We start from the raw sequence: 20,820 nt of genomic DNA on the forward strand, positions 1-20,820 counted from the left end.
CAGGGCAGCGTCCCCGCGTGATGGATCAGACGCTTCCCCCTGCCGATATTCTGGCCGAACTCGCGGCCCAAAGGCCCGACCACCGGCCCGCCACGCCCTGGCAGATCCTGCCCGGCGGCCGCGTCAACCGGCTGTGGCAACAGGGCGATCTTGTCCTTAAAGTCTATGATCCCAATGGGGCAAGCCCGCTTTTCGCCAATGATCCAAAGGCCGAGGCTGCGGCCCTGCGCCATGTTGCCCCCTATGGCCTTGCCCCCGAACTCCGCGCCGAAGGGGCGGGTTGGGTCGCCTATGCCCATGTGCCGGGGCAAAACTGGCAGCAGGATGTCACCATTGTCGCTCGGCTTCTGGGGCGGCTCCACGCCCTGCCCACCCTGCCCGACCTGCCCGAAAAGCGCGAGGTCTGGCCCCATCCCACGGCCCTGCTGCATTACGATCCCGTCCCGGGCAACATCGTCATCCGTCCCGACCAGCCGCCCCTTCTTATCGACTGGCAATGCCCCGCCTTGGGCGATCCCGCCCATGATCTGGCCATCTTCCTGTCGCCCGCCATGCAGATGCTTTACGCCGGAAAACCCCTCTCCCGCGATGACCACGACCTGTTTCTGATGACCTATCCCAATCGTGAGACCGTCGCCCGTTACCAGACCCACGCCCCACAACTTCACCGCCGCATTGCCGATCATTGCCTCTGGCGCGCCGCAAGGTCCGCCCCCGGCTATGCCGAGGCGGCGCGGGCCGAAATGGCCCTCTTAGAGCAACGTCCCGACCCAGACACCCAAGGCCAAAAGTCCCGCGCCCCCTAGCGCCCAGACCAGCCGCTCGCGCCCAAAAGACGGCGGCTTTTCCGGCAAGGCATTCTGCTTTTGCAACTGCGCCTCGATCAGCCCCGGCAGGCGCGGCGCGAATCGTGCCAAGGCCTGCGCCGTCCGCCCCAGATCACGCAGCAAGGCCCGTGGCCCCACGTTCCGCGTGATATACCCCTCGACCACCGGACGGGCCACCTGCCAGATGTTGATATGCGGGTCCAGCGAACGCGCCACGCCCTCGACCACCACCATCGTCCTCTGCAACAGAATCAGCTCGGTCCGCGTCTGCATCCCGAAGCGTTCCGTCACCTCGAACAGATAGGCCAGCAGCCGCGACATCGAAATCTGGCTCGCATCCATCCCGAAAATCGGCTCGCCCACCACCCGCAGCGCCCGGGCAAATTCGTCGATATCCCGGTCGGGCGGCACATAGCCTGCTTCGAAATGCACCTCGGCCACCCGGCGATAGTCCTTGCGGATGAAACCCATCAGAATTTCCGCATAGACCCGCCGCGTGTAATCATCCAAGCGCCCCATGATGCCGAAATCATAGACGATGATATCACCATTCGCCGCCACCTTCAGGTTGCCCTGATGCATGTCGGCATGGAAATACCCATCCCGCAGCGCATGTTTCAGGAACATCTGCAACACCCGCGCCGCCAGAACCGTCCGGTCATGCCCCGCCGCATCCAGCGCCGCGTTGTCGGCCATATTCACGCCTTCGGCCCAGTCCAGCGTCATCACTTGGCGCGAGGAAAGATGCCACACCGGCTTTGGCACTTGCAGCCCTTCGTCCTTGGTCGTGTTGGCCGCAAATTCCGCCATCGCGGCGCTTTCCAGCCGCAGGTCCAATTCGCCCTGCACCACCCCGTCGAAATGCGTGATCACATCCATGGGGCGCAGGCGGCGCGCAAAGGGGGCCAGCAGTTCCACCGCCCGTGCCGCAAAGTAAAACGCGTCAATATCCTTGCGAAATGCCCGCGTGATATTGGGTCGCAGCACTTTGACCGCCACCTCTTGCCCTGTCCCTGCCAGCCGCGCGTGATGCACCTGCGCGATAGAGGCCGCCGCCACCGGATCAGAAAATTCGCTGAACATCTGATCGACCGGCAGTTCCAATTCTTGTTCGATCAGCGCCTTGGCCACCTCGGTCGGAAAGGGCGGCAGCTTGTCTTGCAGATATTTCAACTGCAAAGCCAGTTCATCGCCCACTACATCGGGCCGCGTCGAAAGCACCTGTCCGAATTTGATATAGGCCGGCCCCAACGCCGTCAGCGCCCGCGTCGCCGGTGGCAGGGCCGGATCACCCTTTAACCCCAACCATTTGAACGGCCAGCCCAGCGCATGGGCGGCAAAGCGAATGCGCGGCGGGGCGCGAAAGGCATCCAGCACGACGCCAATCGCCCCCGTGCGCTCCAGCGTCGCCAGCGTCCGCACCAGACGGATGATGTTATGCGGGCCCCGCAACTACAGCTTCCATCCTGAATGCAGCGCCGCGATCCCCATCGTCAGGTTCCGGTATTTCACCTGCCCAAAGCCCGCCTGCCGGATCATCGTGGCGAAGGTCTCTTGTTCCGGAAATTTGCGGATCGATTCGACCAGATATTGATAGCTGTCGCGATCTCCCGCGATGATCTGTCCCATCAGGGGAATCGCGTTGAACGAATAAATATCATAGGCCTTTTGCATCAAAGCATTCGGAATCTGGCTGAACTCCAGCACCATCAGCCGCCCACCGGGCCGCAACACGCGATAGGCTTCGGACAGTGCCTCGCTGATCCGCGTCACGTTTCGTATACCAAAACTGATTGTATAGGTATCGAAACTGTTATCTGGGAAAGGCAGTGCCATCGCGTCGCCCACCACCCAATCCAGCCGTTCCGCCAGACTGTCCGCCTCGGCCCGCTTGCGGCCCTCGACCAGCATCGCCTCGGTCATGTCCACCACGACCGCATTCGCCCCCGGCGCACGGCGCAGGAAACGAAAGGCGACATCACCCGTCCCGCCCGCCACATCCAGCAAGCGCTGACCGGGGCGCGGCGCCAGCCAGTCCATCATCGCATCCTTCCAGATCCGGTGAATGCCCAGCGACATGGCGTCGTTCATCACGTCATATTTGTTGGCCACGCGCGAAAAAACGCCGTGAACCATCCCAGCCTTGTCAGCCTCGGGCACGGTTTGAAAGCCGAAATGGGTGGTGTTGTCGGTCATGGCGGGCCTTGCCGTTCCTGTTCCTGCACCCCCTTATAGGGCGCGGGCCGGAACCTGCAATGTGGAGCGGTCAAAGATGCCAGAACTGCCAGAGGTCGAAACCGTCCGCCGGGGCCTTGAACCGGTGATGACGGGCGCGCGGATTTTGCAGGCCGATGTGCGACGGCCCGATCTGCGCTGGGCTTTCCCGGAACGGATGGCCGAACGGCTGACGGGGGCCGATGTGCTGCGTCTGCGGCGGCGGTCAAAATATATTCTGGCCGATCTCTCCACCGGCGAATCGCTTTTGGTGCATCTGGGCATGTCGGGGCGGATGCTGGTTTCAGGGGCGATGCTCGGCCAATTTGTGCAGAACCACCCGGCACCCGCGAAACATGACCATGTGGTGCTGGATATGGACGGCGGGGCACGGGTGACGTTCAACGATGCCCGCCGCTTTGGCATGATGGACCTGCTGCCCACCGCCACCGCCGAACAGCACCCCTTGCTGGCAGGCATAGGCCCCGAACCCTTTGGCAACGATTTCAACGAAGAATGGCTGATCCAGCGCTTCAAGGGCCGCAAGACCCCGGTGAAATCGGCCTTGCTCGATCAGAAAATCGTCGCTGGTCTGGGCAACATCTATGTCGCCGAAGTTCTCTTCCGCGCCGGCCTCCGGCCCGACCGTCTGGCGGGCGATCTGACCGAAGCCCAAACCGCCGCCCTTGTCCCTCTGATCCGCCAAGTGCTGGACGAGGCTATTCTGGCGGGCGGTTCCTCCCTGCGCGACTATCGCCAATCCGACGGCGAGCTCGGCTATTTCCAGCACGCCTTCCGCGTCTATGGCCGCGAAGGCCAGCCCTGCCCCACCCCCGGCTGCACCGGCCATGTGGAACGCATCGTCCAGTCGGGGCGTTCCTCCTTTTACTGTCCCCAATGTCAAAGGTGACTTGCCTGCTGCATTGCAGCTAAGATAGGGACGCGGCCCATGCCAAACCGGGGATTCTCATGGCCTATGAAACGCTGATCGTCGAGGTCGAGGATTATGTCGCGACCATCCGCCTGAACCGGCCCGATGCGCTGAACGCGCTGAACGCCCGCCTCATGTCGGAACTCGCCCAGGCCGTGACCGAGGCCGACCGCAACGACACCGTCCGCTGCATCGTCCTGACCGGTTCCGAAAAGGCCTTCGCCGCAGGGGCCGATGTCAAGGAAATGGCCGAACTTTCCTATGTTGATGTCTTTCAGGCCGATTTCTTCGCCCAAGACGCCGACACCATCGCCCGCGCTCGCAAGCCCATCATCGCTGCCGTCGCAGGCTATGCCCTTGGAGGCGGCTGCGAACTCGCCATGATCTGCGATTTCATCATCGCCGCCGACAATGCCAAATTCGGCCAACCCGAAATCAATTTGGGCATTGTCGCCGGCATGGGCGGCAGCCAGCGCCTCACCCGATTCGTCGGCAAGGCCAAGGCGATGGACATGCACCTGACCGGCCGCTTCATGGATGCCGCCGAGGCCGAACGCTGCGGCCTTGTCAGCCGCGTTGTGCCGCTGAAATCGCTGATGGAAGAGGCCATGAAGGCCGCGCAGAAGGTCGCTGAAAAGTCCAAGGTCACCGCGATGGCCGTCAAGGAATCGGTGAACCGCGCCTTTGAAACCACGCTGCGCGAAGGGCTGCTTTACGAACGCCGCATGTTCCATGCCATGTTCGCCACCGAAGACCAAAAGGAAGGCATGGCCGCTTTCCTGGAAAAACGGCAGCCCCAGTTCCGCGACCGCTGATTCCCTGTTCCCTTTTCCCCCATTCTCCCCTATAGGCCCCCGTTACATGCGCGTGGGCCCGCTTAGGCAAGAATCATCCCTGTCGGTCAGACGGGGGCTTGGGGCTTTCGTGCGAACAGTTTGAACAGACCCAAGGATCGACCCACATGGCCAATACGCCCCAGTCCAAAAAGCGCGCCCGTCAGTCGGAAACGCGCTATGCCGTGAACAAACAGCGCCGTTCGCGCATCCGCACCTTCCTGCGCAAAGTCGAAGAAGCGCTCGCTTCGGGCGATCAGGCTGCTGCGGCTTCCGCCCTGCAAGCCGCCCAGCCGGAACTGCAACGCGGCGTCTCCAAGGGCGTTCTGCACAAGAACACCGTCTCGCGCAAAATCTCGCGTCTTGCTTCGCGCGTCAAAGGCCTGAACCAAGCCTGATTCTCGTTGAATTGTCTGACAAAAGCGCGCCGCTTGGCGCGCTTTTTCATTTGAATCAAGGGTTTGAATACCACCCGTTGCCCGTTTGCAAGGGCGCGCAGATTCGGTTCAACCAAATTCATGTCAAGAAAGAAGTTCGGTTGCAGCCCCCTTCAACCCCGCGCTAGCTTGGCCCTGCGATTCACCTGTCCTGGGGGACGAGACGTGATTGCGATCTGAAAGTCCGGCGTTTGGGCCGCTGCGCTGCCGCAGTGGGGTCTGGATTTTTGTCGCGTGATCATCGGTCGGCACCGTGCCTGCGGTTCCGATCTGCACCTTTGTCACGATCCGGGGTGGGATCGTGTTTTTGGTGTTTCCCCGGACCCAAGGCCGCAAGGCCGATCGTAACGAGTAGGCGGAGGGATTTTGCCCTTCGGAACATATAAAAACAGACTGGAACGGGTCAAAATGACGAACGATATGTGGGGGAAAATTCGTGAAGAGCTTCGGCAAAGGGTTGGCAAAAACAATTATGTGACCTGGATCGAACCCCTGCGTCTGGCTGACCTGCGCAATGGTGTCGCCCGATTCGAGGTTCCGACAACTTTTTTCGGCGATTGGGTGTCGCGCAATTTTGCCGACCACATTTGCAGCCATCTGAACAACTCTGGCCAGTCAGTCGACCGGGTGGAATTTTCCGTGACCGCCCGCGCCCCGGTGGCTGCAAAACCGGTGGCCAAACCCGTCGCCCGCGCTGCCGAAGAACTGCCCGGCGCACCGCTGGACCAGCGATTCACCTTCGAAACCTTTGTCGTGGGCAAGCCCAACGAACTCGCCCATGCCGCCGCCCGTCGTGTGGCCGAAGGTGGCCCTGTCACCTTTAACCCGCTGTTCCTGTATGGCGGCGTGGGCTTGGGTAAAACCCACCTGATGCACGCCATCGCCCATGAATTGCAGGCCCGTCAGCCGGAATTGCGCGTGCTCTATCTGTCCGCCGAACAATTCATGTATCGCTTTGTTCAGGCCCTGCGCGAACGCCAGATCATGGATTTCAAGGAACTCTTCCGTTCCGTCGATGTCCTGATGGTCGATGACGTGCAATTCATCGCGGGCAAGGATTCGACGCAGGAAGAATTCTTCCACACCTTCAACGCGCTGGTCGATCAGAACAAACAGATCGTCATTTCGGCGGATCGTGCGCCGGGTGAGATCAAGGATCTGGAAGAACGCATCAAATCGCGCCTGCAATGCGGCTTGGTCGTTGACCTGCATCCGACCGATTACGAACTGCGCTTGGGCATTCTGCAAACCAAGGCCGAACAATACCGCCAGCAATATCGCGGTCTGGTTCTCGCCGAGGGCGTCTTGGAATTCCTCGCGCACCGCATCACCACGAACGTCCGCGTGTTGGAAGGCGCGCTGACCCGGCTTTTCGCCTTCGCCAGCCTTGTGGGCCGCGAAATCACGCTGGAACTGACGCAAGACTGCCTGTCCGACATCCTCCGCGCCTCGGACCGCAAGGTCACGATCGAGGAAATCCAGCGCAAAGTGGCCGAACATTACAACATCCGCCTGTCGGACATGATCGGCCCGAAACGCCTGCGCAACATCGCCCGCCCCCGGCAGATTGCCATGTATCTGGCCAAACAACTGACCCCGCGCAGCCTGCCCGAAATCGGGCGGCGCTTCGGTGGTCGGGACCACACCACCATCATGCACGGCGTCCGCAAGATCGAAGAGCTGATGTCCACCGACAGCCAGCTTTCGGACGATCTGCAAATGCTGAAACGCGTGTTGCAGGCATAAGGCGACAGACCATCGCCCACAAGCAAAGGGCGCGCCTTCACCGCGCCCTTTGCGATCTAACCAAAACGCCCCATGTCATATTCAGAATTACGCATAAATCAGAGTTTTGATAGGGTTGTGCCGATTTTCACGCGTGAAATCCGTGACCAGATAGGGATGCCTGTGGCCCTCACCCTTGACGCCCCGACCAATCCAAAGGATTGTCATCAAAAGGCTTGCCGACCGGTGGGAACCGGGTAAATTTCTGCTCCCGTCGTCGGCCCCGAACAAAGGTAACAGGGATGAAGATCAGCATCGAACGCGGCGCGCTCCTCAAGGCGCTGGGGCAGGCCCAGTCGGTTGTCGAACGCCGGGCGACGATCCCGATCCTGTCGAACGTGCTGATCGATGCCGAGGGTGATCAGGTTTCTTTCCGGACGACCGACCTTGATATCGAGGTCGTGGACCGCGCCCCCGCGATGGTGGAACGGCCGGGCGCGACCACGGTTTCGGCGGTGATGCTGCATGAAATCGTGCGGAAACTTCCCGACGGCGCGCTGGTGACCCTGGCCGAGGATTCGGCCTCCGGTCGGCTGACCATCGCTGCGGGCCGGTCAACCTTCAGCCTCGCCACCCTGCCGAAAGAAGATTTCCCGGTGATGGCCAGCTCGGAATATGCCTCCAACTTCTCGGCCAAGGCCCCGGTTTTGCGGCGGCTGTTCGACAAGGCAAAATTCGCCATTTCGACCGAGGAAACCCGCTATTATCTGAACGGCGTCTACATGCATGTCTCGACCGCCGACGGCGGCCAAGTCCTGCGCTGCGTGGCGACCGATGGCCACCGTCTGGCCCGGATCGACGCCGACCTGCCCGAAGGGGCGACGGGCATGCCGGGCGTGATCGTGCCGCGCAAAACGGTGGGCGAGCTGCGGAAGCTGCTGGATGATGACGACGCCATCATCGCGGTTTCGGTGAGCGAGACGAAGATCCGTTTTGCGACCCCGGCGATCACGCTGACCTCAAAGGTGATCGACGGGACATTCCCGGATTACACGCGGGTGATCCCGACAGGGAACACGAAGCGGCTGGAAGTGGATGCGACGGAATTTGCCAAAGCGGTGGACCGTGTGGCGACCGTTTCTTCGGAACGCTCGCGGGCGGTTAAGCTGGCCTTGGATGAGGACCGGCTGGTTCTGTCGGTGAACGCCCCCGACAGCGGTGCCGCTGAAGAAGAATTGGCGGTCGCCTATGGGGACGAGCCGCTGGAGATTGGCTTTAACGCGAAATATCTGCTGGAAATCGCCAGCCAGGTGGACCGGGAAAACGCCGTGTTCCTGTTCAATTCCTCGGGCGATCCGACGCTGATGCGCGAGGGGAATGACACTTCGGCGGTCTATGTTGTGATGCCGATGCGCGTCTGACCGAAGCCGGGGGCTAGCCCCCCGGACCCCCAAGGTATTTTTGGCAAGATGAAAGGGGTTAGGGGCATTGATTTCGTCGCTGACCCTTTCGCATTTCCGCAGCCATGCATTGGGGCGGCTGGCCTTTGATGGTCGGCCTGTGGCTTTGGCGGGGCCGAACGGGGCGGGCAAGACCAATGTGCTGGAGGCAATCTCGTTGTTGTCGCCGGGGCGGGGCCTCAGGCGTGCCGATGGGGCGGATCTTTCGCGGCGGCCAGAGGGCCTTGGCTGGAAGGTGATGGCCGATCTTGCCGGGCATCAGGTGGAAACTTGGGCGGAGCCGGGCGAGGGGCGGCAGGTTCGGATCAATGGGAAGGCTGCGGCGCAGGTCGCCTTGGGTCGGCTGGCGCGGGTCTTGTGGCTGGTGCCCGCGATGGACCGGTTGTGGATTGAGGGGGCTGAGGGGCGCAGGCGGTTTCTGGATCGGATGGCGCTGTCCTTTTTCCCCGACCATGCCGAGGCGACCTTGGGTTATGAAAAGGCGATGCGCGACAGGAACCGGCTGTTGAAGGATCAGGTGAGCGACGCGCATTGGTATGCCGCCTTGGAAGGGCAGATGGCGCAGGCGGGGGCAGTGATTGACGCCAATCGAAGGGCCGCCTTGGCGCGGATCATAGCGGGCCAAGTCGAAGGGCCCTTTCCCGTAGCCGCCTTGACGCTGGAACCGGGTGAGGGCGCTTGGGAGGGCGATCTGGCCGAGGCTTTGGCGGCGGGGCGGCGGCGGGATATGGCGGCCGGGCGCAGCCTGAACGGGCCCCACCGCGCCGATCTGGCGGCCGTTTTTGCCGCCAAGGGTGTGCCCGCCGATCAATGCTCGACAGGGGAACAGAAGGCGCTGCTGATCAGTCTGATCTTGGCCAATGCAAGGGCCTTGGCCGAGGAACCGGTGATTCTGCTGCTGGATGAGGTGGCAGCCCATCTGGACGAAGCGCGCCGTGCCGCACTTTATGATGCGATCTGTGGGTTAAGGGCGCAGGCTTTCATGACGGGCACCGAGGCGGGCCTGTTTGACAGCCTGGGCGGGCGGGGGCAGGGCTTTACCGTTTATGAACAGGACGGTCGGTCGATGATTTCAGAGGGATTGTGATGGATATTCAACGTGTCACGCTGATCACCCTTGGGGTGCAGGATCTGGCGGCAGCCAAGGGTTTTTACGAAAGGCTGGGCTGGGTTCAGCGCGACGGGACCGAGGGCGTGGCCTTTTACCAGATGCAGGGCGCGGTTTTGGGCCTGTTCGGGCAGGCCGATCTGGCCGCGGATCAGGGACGTCCGGGGGCCACATTGGGCACCGGGGCCATCACGCTGGCGCAGAACTTTTCGACCGAGGCGCAGGTGGATACCGCCTTTGCGCAGGCTTTGGCGGCGGGCGCGACCGCACTGAAACAACCCGAAAAGGTGTTTTGGGGCGGCTATTCCGGCTATTGGGCCGATCTGGATGGTCATGTCTGGGAAGTGGCGATGAATCCGTTTTGGCCGCTGGGGCCGGGGGGCAGCCTGACCTTGCCGGGGGCGGTCGAAACCATTGTGGAGCAGGATTTGGGCGCGCAGGATGATCGGCAGATTGCTGATTTGCTCGCCCGCTGTTTCACTACCGACTTTGGCGGGCGGTCTTATTTCATGACCCGGCATCATTGGCGGCATGTTATCCGCGATGATGGCCAGATCGTCGCGCATATGGGCGTGCAGTTGCGTTCCATGCGCTTGGGTGGTCGGCTTATCACGGTGGCAGGCCTGTCCGATGTGGCCAGCGATCCGGCGCATCGCGGCAAGGGGTTGGCGGCAACGCTTTTGCAGGCCGCGATCCAGCGCGCCAAGAACAGTCCTGCGGAATATTTCCTGCTGTTCGGCACGGCGGGGCTTTATGCTGGGGCGGGATTCCGCAAGGTCACCAATCCGATGACCTATCTGGATCTGACCGGGGCCAAGACCGCAGAGATCCATCATGAAAAGGCCGACAGCCTGATGGTTCTGCCGCTGCGCGACACGGCTTGGCAGGACGAGGCTGAACTGGATCTGCTGGGTGGGCTTTTCTGATGACGGTCAGTCTTTGGGAGTTGGGGGTCTATGCCCTTGCCATGGCGGGGCTTTGGGTGGTGCCCGGTCCGGTCTGGGTGGCACTGATTGCCCGGGCGCTGTCGGGCGGTTTTGCCAGCGCCTGGCCCCTGGCGGTGGGCGTGGTGCTGGGCGATCTGATCTGGCCGATTTGCGCCATCTTTGGCCTGTCTTGGGTGCTTTCGGTCTATGGCGATTTCCTAAGCGTGCTGCGCTGGGTCGCCTCGGGTGTCTTTGTTTTGATGGGCGCGATGCTGATCCGCAAACCCGCCGCCGCCCTGTCCGCCGACAGCCGCCTGACCAAACCGGGGCGCTGGGCCGGGTTTCTGACCGGTCTTGCCGCAGTGATTGGCAACCCAAAGGCCATTCTGTTCTATATGGGCGTGCTGCCGGGGTTCTTTAACCTTGGCCGCGTCACCGCCCCCGATATCGCCGCCATCTTGTTCATTTCCGCGCTTGTGCCGCTGCTGGGCAACCTGGTCCTTGCGCTGTTTGTTGACCGGGCCCGGGCGCTGATTTCTTCGCCGGAAAACCTGCACCGCATCAACATCGGTTCGGGTCTGTTGCTGATCCTTGTTGGCGTGGTGATTGTTTTCACCTGACCACCAAATCTTGTGGCCATTGCGTGACATTCCCCCCTGTCACCGCTATAAGATGCGCACCACAAGAAGGGCAAAGAACACATGGCCGAACCCGTAAAGAAACCCGGCGAATATGGCGCTGATTCCATCAAGGTTTTGAAGGGGTTAGAGGCTGTCCGCAAACGGCCGGGCATGTATATCGGTGACACCGATGACGGGTCGGGCCTGCACCATATGGTGTATGAGGTGGTGGACAACGGCATTGACGAGGCTTTGGCCGGCCATGCGACCGAGGTTTCGGTGACGATCCATGCCGATGACTCTGTTTCCGTGCGCGACAACGGGCGGGGCATCCCGGTGGACATCCACGCCGAGGAAGGTGTTTCGGCGGCCGAGGTCATTATGACCCAACTGCACGCGGGCGGCAAATTCAACAACACGGATGACAGCGGCAACGCTTATAAGGTCTCGGGCGGGTTGCATGGCGTGGGCGTTTCGGTGGTGAACGCCTTGTCGGAATGGCTGGAGCTGACGGTCTGGCGGAATGACACGGAATATCGCGCGCGGTTTGAACACGGCGATTGTGTGGTGCATGTGCATGAGGTGGGTCCAGCACCGGGGATGAAGGGCACGCAGGTGCGCTTTCTGGCGAGCGCCAAGACGAACCACCCTGAAGGGACGTTCGCGAACCTGGAATACAGTTTCAAGACGCTGGAAAACCGGCTGCGGGAACTGGCCTTTCTGAATTCCGGCGTGCGGATTGTCATTGCTGACGAACGCCACCCGGAGCCTCTGCGGACCGAGCTTTACTATGACGGCGGGGTCAAGGAATTCGTCAAGTATCTGGACCGTTCGAAACAGGCGGTGATGCCGGAACCGATCTATATGGTGGGGGAACGCGCGGGGATCACGGTCGAAGTGGCCATGTGGTGGAACGACAGCTATCATGAAAGCGTGTTGCCCTTTACCAACAACATCCCGCAGCGCGATGGGGGCACCCATCTGGCAGGTTTCCGGGGCGCGCTGACGCGGACCATCGGGGCCTATGCACAGTCCAGCGGCATTGCGAAAAAGGAAAAGGTGGATTTCACCGGGGATGACGCGCGCGAAGGGCTGACCTGCGTTTTGTCGGTGAAAGTGCCGGATCCGAAGTTTTCCAGCCAGACGAAAGACAAGCTGGTTTCCAGCGAAGTCCGGCCGGCGGTGGAAAATCTGGTGAACGAAAAACTGAGCGAATGGTTTGAGGAAAACCCGGCCACCGCGAAAATCATCGTCGGCAAGATCATCGAGGCGGCCTTGGCCCGCGAAGCGGCGCGGAAAGCGCGCGAGTTGACGCGGCGCAAGACGGCGCTGGATGTGGCGAGCCTGCCGGGCAAGCTGGCCGATTGTCAGGAACGCGATCCATCCAAATCGGAACTGTTTCTGGTCGAGGGGGACAGCGCGGGCGGTTCGGCCAAACAGGGGCGGTCACGGTCCAATCAGGCGGTTTTGCCCCTGCGCGGCAAAATCCTGAACGTGGAACGGGCACGGTTTGACCGGATGCTGGGTTCGCAGGAGATTGGCACGCTGATCACGGCCCTGGGCACGGGTATTGGGCGCGATGAGTTCGACATCAGCAAACTGCGCTACCACAAGGTCGTCATCATGACCGACGCTGATGTCGACGGTGCGCATATCCGCACACTGCTGCTGACATTCTTCTTCCGGCAGATGCCCGAATTGATCGAAGGTGGCTATCTCTATATCGCGCAACCGCCGCTTTATAAGGTCTCGCGCGGACGGTCCGAGGTCTATCTGAAGGATCAAGCGGCGCTGGAAGACTATCTGATCGAGATGGGTGTTGAGGGCGCGGTTCTGCGGCTGGGCTCGGGCGAGGAAATCGCCGGTTCCGATCTGGCCCGCGTGGTCGAAGGGGCCCGCGCCTTCCGCAAGGTGCTGGACAGCTTCCCCACCAACTATCCCCGCAACATTCTGGAACAGGCGGCGCTGGCCGGGGCTTTTGATGCGGGGCAGGCGGATGCCGATCTGCAACGCGTCGCGGATCAGGTGGCGCAGCGGCTGGATATGGTGGCGCTGGAATATGAACGCGGCTGGAATGGCCGGATCACGCAAGACCACGGCATTCGCCTGTCGCGCATTCTGCGCGGTGTGGAAGAGTTGCGCACGCTGGATGGCGCTGTGCTGCGTTCGGGTGAGGCACGGCGTCTGGCGCAGGCCGCTGGCCCCGCTAAACCGCTTTACGCCCGTCCCGCCCGGCTGGTGCGCAAGGATCGCGAGCAGATGATCCACGGGCCGGTGGAATTGCTCAAGGCCATTCTGGCCGAAGGGGAAAAGGGTCTGTCGCTGCAACGCTACAAAGGCTTGGGCGAAATGAACCCGGAACAGCTGTGGGAAACCACGCTGGACCCCGAGGCCCGCACATTCTTGCAAGTGAAAGTGGATGACGTGGCCGAGGCGGATGACATCTTTACCAAGCTGATGGGCGATGTCGTCGAACCCCGGCGCGAATTCATTCAGGCCAATGCCTTGAGCGTTGAGAACCTGGATGCCTGAACCAATCAGCCCCGGCGCAGGTCGGGGCCGATTTTAGATCAGCGTCGCCATATGTTGCATGCAAATGTAATGCGTGATCTCGCCCGCGTCGTTCTTGATTGATCGCAGATCGCAGACGTTCCAGAACTCGCTACCATCCTTGCGATAATTCAGGATCACGATCCTTCCGGATTCCCCTGTTCGCATCAGAAAGCGGAACATTTCGACCGCATCCGGCGAAGTTTTCGTCCCCTGTAGGACGCTCAGATTGCGCCCCACCACCTCGCCTGCCTGATAGCCAGTGTTCCGCGTAAAGCTATCGGTCACCGAAACCACCGGTGCACCGGGCGTCGCAGCGCAGATCACCACCCAACCATCGCTGGACAGCTTCATCTTGGATGGGTCGTAGGGTTTCGCTTGAAAGACCATGATCTGCTTGCTGCACTCTACCGCGACGAATATCGCGCGGCTTCTACAATCTCTACAATACTCTGTCGCAGTCTTCTGTCTGAAATAGCGACGAAACTTGTCACCAATCGGGCAACCAGATCGGTATCCGACACCACATCGCCCTGATCGGCCGGTGGTGCGGGTTGGGGTGAAGGCGTTTCCCGCACGGGCAAGATTGCATCCAGCGAAATTCCATAATGCTCGACCAGCGTGTAGATGTGTACCAGACTGATCTTGCTGCTGGCATCCTCGTATTTCTGGTATTGCTGCGGGCTCACCCCCAGAACCGCAGCGGCCCCCGTCTGGGTCAGACCCCGGTCCACCCGGATCTGCCGCAAACGGCTGCCGATATAGCGGTAAACTTCGCTGGGCAGATTGTCGTCAATCTGCATCTTTCACGACCCTGCCCAAATCTGCCTCCCACGCACCTTCAGTCTCTTCTAGGCATCATGGCACATGATTCGCCACAAGGCACGAATTTCTTATGAATTAGAAGAACATGGATGGCTATTCGGTTGTAGCTGAAACGTTTACACAATCCCCGCTAGAAAGTCTGGCGTAAATCTGGCGTAAATCCCGGAATGTAAGAGTTTCGTGATGAGCAATCTTCCAAAACGCGGGTTTTTCTTCAAAATTGATATAGACAAACGTTGCATGATGATAGATTAAGCATCCATCCAAGGCGGCAACTGCTAGACTTCGAGAGATGCAATTCGGGCTTGAATGGAAAGCCGGTCCGCAAGGGGTAGATGTTATGTGTGGTTGTATTAAGCAATGCGTATAACATTGTAACGATGAAATGGCCGAATGTACGGCTTAAAATGAAACACTGCTTGTAAGAGTAAAGGACTGAATATGTCGATTATCGCAGAAACCGCTTCCATCTCGGGCTTCATCGGGGCTTGCCTCGTGGATACTGACACCGGCTTGATGCTGGCGTCCGAGGGTGGTGGCAAAGGGAAACTTGATCTGGACGCCGCAGCGGCCATGAACACTGCTTTCGTCAAGGCCAAGCGCCAGGCGATGCAAGTTCTGCAACTGGACACCTATATCGAAGATATTCTGATCACGCTGGGCAATCAGATCCACCTGATCCGCCCGCTGGAAAAGAACCCGACGATGTTCATCTATGTCGCGCTGAACCGCACCGACGCCAATCTGGGCATGGCGCGCATTCAGTTGAAGACGATTGAAAGCAAGCTGGAAATCTGATTTCCGCAGATGGTAAAAAAAAGGGCCGGGGCAGCGACACTGCTCCGGCCCTTTCGCATGGCGGCCCCGACAGGATTCGAACCTGTGACCTACCGCTTAGGAGGCGGTCGCTCTATCCCCTGAGCTACGGGGCCTGCGGGCCATACATGCGGTCAAACGGGGCGCAAGGCAAGTGCGGGCTTGGACAAACGCGAATCGCGGCGCTAAGACTGGGGAAATCCCCGTGAAAGGCCGCAGCCCGTGACGATACCGCCCCGCCGCCCCATGACCCTGCGCGACGTGTCCGAAGCCTCGGGCGTCAGCGAAATGACGGTCAGCCGGGTCTTGCGCAACCGGGGCGAGGTGTCGCCCGCCACCCGCGAAAAGGTGCTGCTGGCCGCCCGCGCGCTGGGCTATGTGCCGAACAAGATTGCGGGTGCGCTGGCCAGTCAGCGGGTGAATCTGGTAGGGGTGATCATCCCGTCACTGTCGAACATGGTCTTCCCCGAGGTGATGACCGGTATTTCCGAAGGGCTGGATGGAACTGGCCTTCAGCCGGTGGTGGGCGTCACGAATTACAGGCCGGAGCAGGAAGAGAAAGTCCTGTATGAAATGCTGTCCTGGCGGCCCTCGGGGGTGATCATCGCGGGGCTGGAACATACCGATGCGACGCGGGCGATGCTGGAACATGCCGACATTCCGACGGTGGAAATCATGGATGTCGATGGCACGCCGGTCGACAGCGCGGTCGGCATTTCGCACCGGCGGGCAGGTCTGGAAATGGCGCAGACGATCCTGGCGGCGGGCTATCGGCGGATCGGCTTTCTGGGCACGATGATGCCCTATGACCACCGGGCGCGAAAGCGGCTGGAGGGTTTTGTGGAGGGGTTGGCCAAGGGTGGGATCAAGCTGGCGGATGAAGAGTTCTATTCGGGCGGTTCGGCGCTGCTGAAGGGGCGCGAGATGACCGAAGCGATTTTGACGCGGAACCCGGATCTGGATTTCCTGTATTATTCCAATGACATGATCGGGGCCGGGGGGCTGCTATATTGCCTTGAAAAGGGCATCGACGTGCCGGGGAAACTGGGTCTTGCGGGATTCAACGGGGTGGAACTGCTGGAAGGGTTGCCGCGCCATCTGGCGACCATGGACGCCTGCCGTCTGGACATCGGCCAAGCCGCCGCTGCGATCATCGCGGCCAAAGGGGCGCGGCGGGGGGAAGTGGTGGAGCTAAGCCCTAAGCTGGAGCCGGGCGATACGATTCGGCGATGAAATGTCTTATATTGTCACCCGCCGCTATCAACCCAGCGATCTGGCAGCATGTCTTGCAGTCTTTGACAGCAATCTTCCAATGTATTTTGCCCCCGAAGAGCGGACAGAATTTTACGAATTTCTGGTCGAGACCGATTTTCGGTTCAACCCTTTCCTTGTCCTAAGCCAAAATAACCGATGCATCGCCTGTGGCGGGCTGAATATTGATGGCGGCACGGCCTCGCTTTGCTGGGGGATGGTGGTGGCGGATTTGCACGGGCAAGGCTTTGGGTCGCATCTGACAGAGGTGCGTCTTGAACTGGCGCGGGTGACGCCAGGCTTGCAATCAGTGCATATGATCACCAGTCAGCACACGGGTGCGTTTTATCAACGCTTCGGCTTTGAACTCTCTGAAGTCACACCGAACGGCATCGGTGTCGGCTTGGACCGTTGGGCTATGACACTACACCTTAACCCGGCATCGTGACGATGATCGCGCCTTTGTCGGTCGCCACAACGGTATGTTCATATTGCACGCAAGGGGCGGAGGGGTCGGCGTAAAGCGTCCAGCCGTCATCGCCCGATTCCGCCCATTGCCCGCCCATCGACAGGAAGGGTTCCACCGTCAGCACCAGCCCCCGATGCATCCGCCGTTTGTCGCGGTTGGGCCAGGTCGGCACTTCGCCCGGTTCTTCATGCAGAGCACGTCCCACGCCATGGCTCGCCAGATTGCGGATGAGGGTATAGCGGTTGGCTGCCGCAAAACGCCCGATGGCATTGCCGATGCCCGACAGCGGTTTGTCATGGCCCACCTGCGCAATGCCGATCTGCATCGCCTTTTTCCCGTCGCGGCACAGCCGTTCCAGCGAAGGCTTCACCGTGCCCATCCGAAACGTTGCCCCGGTGTCGGCAAAATAGCCGCCCTTGCTGGCTGACACGTCGATGTTCACCAGATCGCCGTTGCGGATGATCCGGTCGCCGGGAATGCCATGGGCGATTTCCTCGTTCACGCTGATGCAGGTGGCGCCGGGAAAGTCATAGGTGGATTCGGGCGCCGAAACGGCCCCCTCGCGTTCCAGAAAGGCCCGACCGATGGCATCAAGCTCCCACGTCGTCATCCCCGGCTCCAAGGCCTTTCCCATGGCTTGCAAGGTGTTGGCCACAATGCGCCCAATCGCTTGCAGGCCTTCGAGTTCGTCTTGCTGGGTGATGGTCATGGGTTTCGGTCCTGTTGGGAGAGGGCTGTGTAGCATTGCTACAGAAGCAGGGCCAGCGCCTGACCGTGGGGTGGCGCGTGCTACGGTGCGTCGGGGCGCTTTATGGTGCAAACGGCATCCATGGCTTGGATCAAAGCGCTTACATCACCAAAGCGCCAGCCCGAAGGGGCGGGCAGGCGCTGGCCCTGCGCCTTCGGCGCGTACCGGGCCGGGGATAGACGTCACGATGCGAATAGATGATGCTGGAAATCAGCTCTTGGCAGAATTTTTGGAGGCGCTATGAACAGCAAGTTTTTTGCCGCCGTTGCCGTCGGCCTGTCACTTTTTGCAACGCAACAGGCGCAAGCCTGTCTTGTGGCGGGTGGCGTGAGATTCCAATACATCCAGTTTGCTGATGTTGTCGTGATTGGAAAAATCGAGAATTACAGAAAGATAATGACTGTTCAAACCGTCGTCGCGACGACTGAATCGCTTGAAGTAGAACGAAGCGTTCAAAACGAATACGTGAGTTTCGACATTCTGATTCAAGAAACACTTCGCGGTGATGCTGTCGGCAGAATTTCAGTTGTGTGGAAAAATGATCGACGGCTTGATCCTGCATCCTTGGCGAAGGGATCGAAGTTGATTGCGCTTATAGCTCCTGATTCCCCCGGTCCCGATCCGTCCGAAGATGTCTTGCCGCGGGTGGAGTCGGAGTTGATGTCCGTTATCGAACCTCTTTGCGCCTTACCACTCATCCTTACCGTGCCTTCAGAAGATGAGCAGCATGTGCGTGAGATGCTGGCTTATGATTGATCCCAACCAAGTGTTATCTCCCCTTCCTCACCCCCTCAACGCCCCACCCTCAACGCCCGCAATCCGCACGTTCATCAGCGTCCCCTCGGGCATATCCACGCCAAACCGCACTTCGGTAAACTGCTCCGTCCGCCCCATCCTTGGCCCTTCGGTCAGCACCCGGTGTTCCACGCCCACTTGCGCCTCCAAGTGCCGCGCCAAGGCCAAATCCCCAGCCAAACGCAACCGCCCAGCGCGTTCCTTGCGGATATCCCCCGGCACTTGCGGCATGCGGGCGGCGGGGGTTCCCTTGCGGGCGGAATAGGGGAAGACGTGCAGGAAGGTCAGGCCGCAATCCTCCACCAGCCGCAAGCTGTTCTCAAACATCGCTTCCGTCTCGGTCGGGAAACCCGCAATCAGATCGGCGCCAAAGATCATGTCGGGGCGCAAACGCCGCGCCTCCTCACAGAATCGGATCGAATCATCCCGCAAATGGCGGCGTTTCATCCGCTTCAGGATCATGTCATCGCCCGCCTGCAAGGACAGGTGCAGATGGGGCATCAGGCGGGGTTCGGTGGCGATGGCTTGCATCAGGTTCTCATCCGCCTCGATCGAATCGATCGAACTGATCCGCAGGCGCGGCAGATCGGGCACCAGCCGCAGGATGCGCATGACCAGATCGCCAAGACGCGGCAGGCCGGGAAGGTCAGCGCCCCATGAGGTCAGGTCGACCCCTGTCAAGACAACCTCAAGAAAACCCTTGTCCACCAAGCGTTTGATCTGGTCGATCACCACCCCCGCCGGGACGGACCGAGAATTTCCCCGGCCAAAGGGGATGATGCAGAACGTGCAGCGGTGGTCACAGCCGTTTTGCACCTGCACATAGGCGCGGTGGCGGCCGAAACCGTCGATCAGATGCCCCGCCGTTTCGCGCACCGACATGATGTCATCGACCTGCACCTTTTCGGTCTGCCCGATGAAATCGGCCCCCATTCCGGCCCAGGTTTCCGGCTTCATCTTTTCCGTGTTGCCGATGACCCGCGTCACCTCGGCCATCGCGGCAAAGGTTTCGGGTTCGGTCTGCGCCGCGCAGCCCGTTACGATGATCTGCGCATGCGGGTTGTCGCGCGACAGGCGGCGGATGTCTTGCTTGGCTTTGCGCACAGCCTCGGCTGTCACGGCGCAGGTGTTCACGATCACCGCGTTTTGCAGGCCCGCCTTGGCGGCCAGTTCGCGCATCGCTTCGGTTTCATAGGCGTTCAGACGGCAGCCCAGCGTTTCAAAGACCGGGGCGTTCATGCCAGTGCCATCATCGCGGGGGTCAGGCGGCCCTCAAACACATAGGCGACAGGCCCGGTCAGCCAAACGCCATCCTCGCGCCAATCGGCGACCAACTGGCCGCCATCGACATCAATCACCACCCGACGCCCCGTCAGGCCGCGCCGATGGGCGGCCACGGCGGCGGCACAAGCGCCCGAACCGCAGGCCAGTGTGACGCCCGTCCCGCGTTCCCAAACGCGCATCCGCAGATGGTCGGGGGCGATCAGGCTGATGAATTCCACGTTGGTCTTTTCGGGGAACAGGGGATCATTCTCATAACGCGGGCCAAGGGTCAGCAAATCCACCGCCTCGGCATCCGCCACAGGGAATACGCAATGCGGATTGCCCATGCCCACGGCCAAGGGCGCGCCGTCCAAGGGAAGGGCCGTCAGATCAACATCGCCCGACAGGGGAACCTGCTGCCAGTCCAGCAAGGGCTGGCCCATGTTCACACTGACCCGGCCCTGATCATCCCGCACGGCCTGCAAGGCCCCCCGCGCGGTTTTCAGAACCACCGCATCGGCCCCGGTTTCCACCATCACCAGATCGGCCACGCAGCGCGTGGCATTGCCGCAGGCCCCCGCCCGGCTTCCATCGCTGTTCCAGAAATCCAGCTTCAGCCCCGGCGTGCCCCCGCCATGCAGTTCCGCCAGCTGATCATAGCCAACCCCCCGGTGCCTGTCGCCTATCGCCTGCGCCAAGGCAGCCGTCATCATCGGCCCGCCTTTCCCGCGCGAGTCGATCACCACAAAGTCATTGCCCGCCCCGTGCATTTTCACAAAGCGCAACCCGGATTCGTTTCTGTCCAGCATCATGGGCCCCGTTTACGCGCTTGCAGAAGAATTTGCCAGATCGCGCGAAATTCTGGCAGATTGCCCCTTGACCCCCCCGAGTTAAGTTTCTATCCCCCGCCGCAGTGGGCCGGTAGCTCAGTTGGTAGAGCAACTGACTTTTAATCAGTAGGTCTCGGGTTCGAGCCCCGACCGGCTCACCATTTCACCGCCATGCAAAGCAAAAGTCACCAC

General features: G+C 60.8%; 21 protein-coding genes, 2 tRNA genes and 1 pseudogene. 16 read left to right on the forward strand and 8 right to left on the reverse strand.

Annotated features, from left to right (window positions below; all coding sequences use genetic code 11):
* Positions 1 to 20: 20 nt before the first annotated feature.
* Positions 21 to 806 (forward strand): phosphotransferase, encoded by a 786-nt coding sequence (locus IE095_RS06495; RefSeq protein ID WP_189410805.1) that lies wholly within the window; start codon positions 21 to 23, stop codon positions 804 to 806.
* Here the strand turns inward: IE095_RS06495 and ubiB are convergent.
* Positions 753 to 2,279 (reverse strand): 2-polyprenylphenol 6-hydroxylase, encoded by a 1,527-nt coding sequence (gene ubiB, locus IE095_RS06500; RefSeq protein WP_189410806.1) that lies wholly within the window; start codon positions 2,277 to 2,279, stop codon positions 753 to 755. The two genes, IE095_RS06495 and ubiB, sit on opposite strands and share 54 nt — an antisense overlap.
* Complete coding sequence (gene ubiE / locus IE095_RS06505) at positions 2,280 to 3,023, reverse strand: bifunctional demethylmenaquinone methyltransferase/2-methoxy-6-polyprenyl-1,4-benzoquinol methylase UbiE (protein ID WP_189410807.1); 744 nt, start codon at positions 3,021 to 3,023, stop codon at positions 2,280 to 2,282.
* A gap of 76 nt (positions 3,024 to 3,099) precedes the next feature.
* Between ubiE and mutM the strand changes: the two genes are divergently transcribed.
* The 10 genes and pseudogenes from mutM (at position 3,100) to gyrB (ending at position 13,613) form a co-directional block, all read left to right on the forward strand.
* Complete coding sequence (mutM, locus tag IE095_RS06510) at positions 3,100 to 3,951, forward strand: bifunctional DNA-formamidopyrimidine glycosylase/DNA-(apurinic or apyrimidinic site) lyase (protein ID WP_189410808.1); 852 nt, start codon at positions 3,100 to 3,102, stop codon at positions 3,949 to 3,951.
* 59 nt (positions 3,952 to 4,010) lie between these two features.
* Positions 4,011 to 4,787 carry an enoyl-CoA hydratase gene (locus IE095_RS06515; protein WP_189410809.1) on the forward strand — a complete coding sequence of 259 codons (777 nt, stop codon included), beginning with the start codon at positions 4,011 to 4,013 and terminating at the stop codon, positions 4,785 to 4,787.
* Positions 4,788 to 4,933: 146 nt separating this feature from the next.
* Positions 4,934 to 5,203, forward strand: a complete 270-nt coding sequence (gene rpsT, locus IE095_RS06520; protein ID WP_189410810.1) for a 30S ribosomal protein S20 — start codon at positions 4,934 to 4,936, stop codon at positions 5,201 to 5,203.
* Between the two features lie 447 nt (positions 5,204 to 5,650).
* On the forward strand, positions 5,651 to 6,988 hold the full coding sequence (dnaA, locus tag IE095_RS06525) for a chromosomal replication initiator protein DnaA (protein ID WP_189410811.1): 1,338 nt from the start codon (positions 5,651 to 5,653) through the stop codon (positions 6,986 to 6,988).
* A 281-nt stretch (positions 6,989 to 7,269) separates the two neighbouring features.
* Positions 7,270 to 8,388 (forward strand): DNA polymerase III subunit beta, encoded by a 1,119-nt coding sequence (dnaN, locus tag IE095_RS06530; RefSeq protein WP_189410812.1) that lies wholly within the window; start codon positions 7,270 to 7,272, stop codon positions 8,386 to 8,388.
* A gap of 67 nt (positions 8,389 to 8,455) precedes the next feature.
* Positions 8,456 to 9,514, forward strand: a complete 1,059-nt coding sequence (recF, locus tag IE095_RS06535; protein ID WP_189410813.1) for a DNA replication/repair protein RecF — start codon at positions 8,456 to 8,458, stop codon at positions 9,512 to 9,514.
* Positions 9,514 to 9,933, forward strand: a pseudogene (locus tag IE095_RS18280) (VOC family protein); the annotation flags it as partial. The gene recF and the pseudogene IE095_RS18280, both read left to right, overlap by 1 nt.
* 18 nt (positions 9,934 to 9,951) lie before the next feature.
* Positions 9,952 to 10,461, forward strand: coding sequence for a GNAT family N-acetyltransferase (locus IE095_RS18285; RefSeq protein WP_229804592.1), 510 nt, complete (start codon positions 9,952 to 9,954; stop codon positions 10,459 to 10,461).
* Positions 10,461 to 11,081, forward strand: a complete 621-nt coding sequence (locus tag IE095_RS06545; protein ID WP_189410815.1) for a LysE family translocator — start codon at positions 10,461 to 10,463, stop codon at positions 11,079 to 11,081. The genes IE095_RS18285 and IE095_RS06545 overlap by 1 nt, the downstream gene beginning before the upstream one ends.
* An 81-nt stretch (positions 11,082 to 11,162) precedes the next feature.
* A complete protein-coding gene (gyrB, locus tag IE095_RS06550; protein WP_189410816.1) occupies positions 11,163 to 13,613 on the forward strand; it encodes a DNA topoisomerase (ATP-hydrolyzing) subunit B in 2,451 nt (816 codons plus the stop codon).
* 33 nt (positions 13,614 to 13,646) lie between these two features.
* Here gyrB and IE095_RS06555 read toward each other — a convergent pair whose 3' ends face one another.
* Positions 13,647 to 13,985, reverse strand: a complete 339-nt coding sequence (locus IE095_RS06555) for a PAS domain-containing protein (protein WP_189410817.1) — start codon at positions 13,983 to 13,985, stop codon at positions 13,647 to 13,649.
* A 53-nt stretch (positions 13,986 to 14,038) separates the two neighbouring features.
* On the reverse strand, positions 14,039 to 14,434 hold the full coding sequence (locus IE095_RS06560; RefSeq protein ID WP_189410818.1) for a helix-turn-helix domain-containing protein: 396 nt from the start codon (positions 14,432 to 14,434) through the stop codon (positions 14,039 to 14,041).
* A 463-nt stretch (positions 14,435 to 14,897) separates the two neighbouring features.
* Here IE095_RS06560 and IE095_RS06565 point away from each other — a divergent pair, with 463 nt between their 5' ends.
* Positions 14,898 to 15,254, forward strand: a complete 357-nt coding sequence (locus tag IE095_RS06565) for a roadblock/LC7 domain-containing protein (protein ID WP_189410819.1) — start codon at positions 14,898 to 14,900, stop codon at positions 15,252 to 15,254.
* Between the two features lie 58 nt (positions 15,255 to 15,312).
* Here IE095_RS06565 and IE095_RS06570 read toward each other — a convergent pair.
* Positions 15,313 to 15,388, reverse strand: a tRNA-Arg gene (locus tag IE095_RS06570).
* Positions 15,389 to 15,518: 130 nt separating this feature from the next.
* On the opposite strand from IE095_RS06570, the gene IE095_RS06575 reads away from it, so the two are divergent.
* Together IE095_RS06575 and IE095_RS06580 are read left to right on the forward strand one after the other, a co-directional pair.
* Entirely contained in the window at positions 15,519 to 16,505 is a 987-nt protein-coding gene (locus IE095_RS06575; protein WP_189410891.1) for a LacI family DNA-binding transcriptional regulator, read from the forward strand.
* Between the two features lies 1 nt (position 16,506).
* A complete protein-coding gene (locus tag IE095_RS06580) occupies positions 16,507 to 16,971 on the forward strand; it encodes a GNAT family N-acetyltransferase (protein WP_189410820.1) in 465 nt (154 codons plus the stop codon).
* Here the strand turns inward: IE095_RS06580 and map are convergent.
* Entirely contained in the window at positions 16,955 to 17,701 is a 747-nt protein-coding gene (gene map, locus IE095_RS06585) for a type I methionyl aminopeptidase (protein ID WP_189410821.1), read from the reverse strand. The genes IE095_RS06580 and map overlap by 17 nt on opposite strands.
* 279 nt (positions 17,702 to 17,980) lie before the next feature.
* Here map and IE095_RS06590 point away from each other — a divergent pair, with 279 nt between their 5' ends.
* Positions 17,981 to 18,496, forward strand: a complete 516-nt coding sequence (locus tag IE095_RS06590; RefSeq protein ID WP_189410822.1) for a hypothetical protein — start codon at positions 17,981 to 17,983, stop codon at positions 18,494 to 18,496.
* A gap of 27 nt (positions 18,497 to 18,523) precedes the next feature.
* Here IE095_RS06590 and mtaB read toward each other — a convergent pair whose 3' ends face one another.
* Both mtaB and dapF read right to left on the reverse strand, forming a co-directional pair.
* Positions 18,524 to 19,774, reverse strand: a complete 1,251-nt coding sequence (gene mtaB, locus IE095_RS06595) for a tRNA (N(6)-L-threonylcarbamoyladenosine(37)-C(2))-methylthiotransferase MtaB (protein WP_189410823.1) — start codon at positions 19,772 to 19,774, stop codon at positions 18,524 to 18,526.
* Positions 19,771 to 20,607, reverse strand: a complete 837-nt coding sequence (gene dapF, locus IE095_RS06600) for a diaminopimelate epimerase (RefSeq protein ID WP_189410892.1) — start codon at positions 20,605 to 20,607, stop codon at positions 19,771 to 19,773. The genes mtaB and dapF overlap by 4 nt, the downstream gene beginning before the upstream one ends.
* Before the next feature lie 106 nt (positions 20,608 to 20,713).
* On the opposite strand from dapF, the gene IE095_RS06605 reads away from it, so the two are divergent.
* Positions 20,714 to 20,789, forward strand: a tRNA-Lys gene (locus tag IE095_RS06605).
* The last annotated feature ends 31 nt before the right edge of the window (positions 20,790 to 20,820 follow it).

The organism is Neogemmobacter tilapiae, assembly GCF_014652215.1.
In the GTDB taxonomy this organism is placed as follows: Bacteria; Pseudomonadota; Alphaproteobacteria; order Rhodobacterales; family Rhodobacteraceae; genus Neogemmobacter; species Neogemmobacter tilapiae.

What these genes read in the sequence shown, in the direction of transcription:
- IE095_RS06495 (WP_189410805.1), top strand. Translation starts at nt 21, where the DNA reads ATGGATCAGACGCTTCCCCCTGCCGATATTCTGGCCGAACTCGCGGCC.
- ubiE (WP_189410807.1), bottom strand. Translation starts at nt 3,023, where the DNA reads ATGACCGACAACACCACCCATTTCGGCTTTCAAACCGTGCCCGAGGCT.
- mutM (WP_189410808.1), top strand. Translation starts at nt 3,100, where the DNA reads ATGCCAGAACTGCCAGAGGTCGAAACCGTCCGCCGGGGCCTTGAACCG.
- IE095_RS06515 (WP_189410809.1), top strand. Translation starts at nt 4,011, where the DNA reads ATGGCCTATGAAACGCTGATCGTCGAGGTCGAGGATTATGTCGCGACC.
- rpsT (WP_189410810.1), top strand. Translation starts at nt 4,934, where the DNA reads ATGGCCAATACGCCCCAGTCCAAAAAGCGCGCCCGTCAGTCGGAAACG.
- dnaA (WP_189410811.1), top strand. Translation starts at nt 5,651, where the DNA reads ATGACGAACGATATGTGGGGGAAAATTCGTGAAGAGCTTCGGCAAAGG.
- dnaN (WP_189410812.1), top strand. Translation starts at nt 7,270, where the DNA reads ATGAAGATCAGCATCGAACGCGGCGCGCTCCTCAAGGCGCTGGGGCAG.
- IE095_RS06545 (WP_189410815.1), top strand. Translation starts at nt 10,461, where the DNA reads ATGACGGTCAGTCTTTGGGAGTTGGGGGTCTATGCCCTTGCCATGGCG.
- gyrB (WP_189410816.1), top strand. Translation starts at nt 11,163, where the DNA reads ATGGCCGAACCCGTAAAGAAACCCGGCGAATATGGCGCTGATTCCATC.
- IE095_RS06555 (WP_189410817.1), bottom strand. Translation starts at nt 13,985, where the DNA reads ATGAAGCTGTCCAGCGATGGTTGGGTGGTGATCTGCGCTGCGACGCCC.
- IE095_RS06560 (WP_189410818.1), bottom strand. Translation starts at nt 14,434, where the DNA reads ATGCAGATTGACGACAATCTGCCCAGCGAAGTTTACCGCTATATCGGC.
- IE095_RS06565 (WP_189410819.1), top strand. Translation starts at nt 14,898, where the DNA reads ATGTCGATTATCGCAGAAACCGCTTCCATCTCGGGCTTCATCGGGGCT.
- IE095_RS06575 (WP_189410891.1), top strand. Translation starts at nt 15,519, where the DNA reads ATGACCCTGCGCGACGTGTCCGAAGCCTCGGGCGTCAGCGAAATGACG.
- IE095_RS06580 (WP_189410820.1), top strand. Translation starts at nt 16,507, where the DNA reads ATGTCTTATATTGTCACCCGCCGCTATCAACCCAGCGATCTGGCAGCA.
- map (WP_189410821.1), bottom strand. Translation starts at nt 17,701, where the DNA reads ATGACCATCACCCAGCAAGACGAACTCGAAGGCCTGCAAGCGATTGGG.
- IE095_RS06590 (WP_189410822.1), top strand. Translation starts at nt 17,981, where the DNA reads ATGAACAGCAAGTTTTTTGCCGCCGTTGCCGTCGGCCTGTCACTTTTT.
- mtaB (WP_189410823.1), bottom strand. Translation starts at nt 19,774, where the DNA reads ATGAACGCCCCGGTCTTTGAAACGCTGGGCTGCCGTCTGAACGCCTAT.
- dapF (WP_189410892.1), bottom strand. Translation starts at nt 20,607, where the DNA reads ATGCTGGACAGAAACGAATCCGGGTTGCGCTTTGTGAAAATGCACGGG.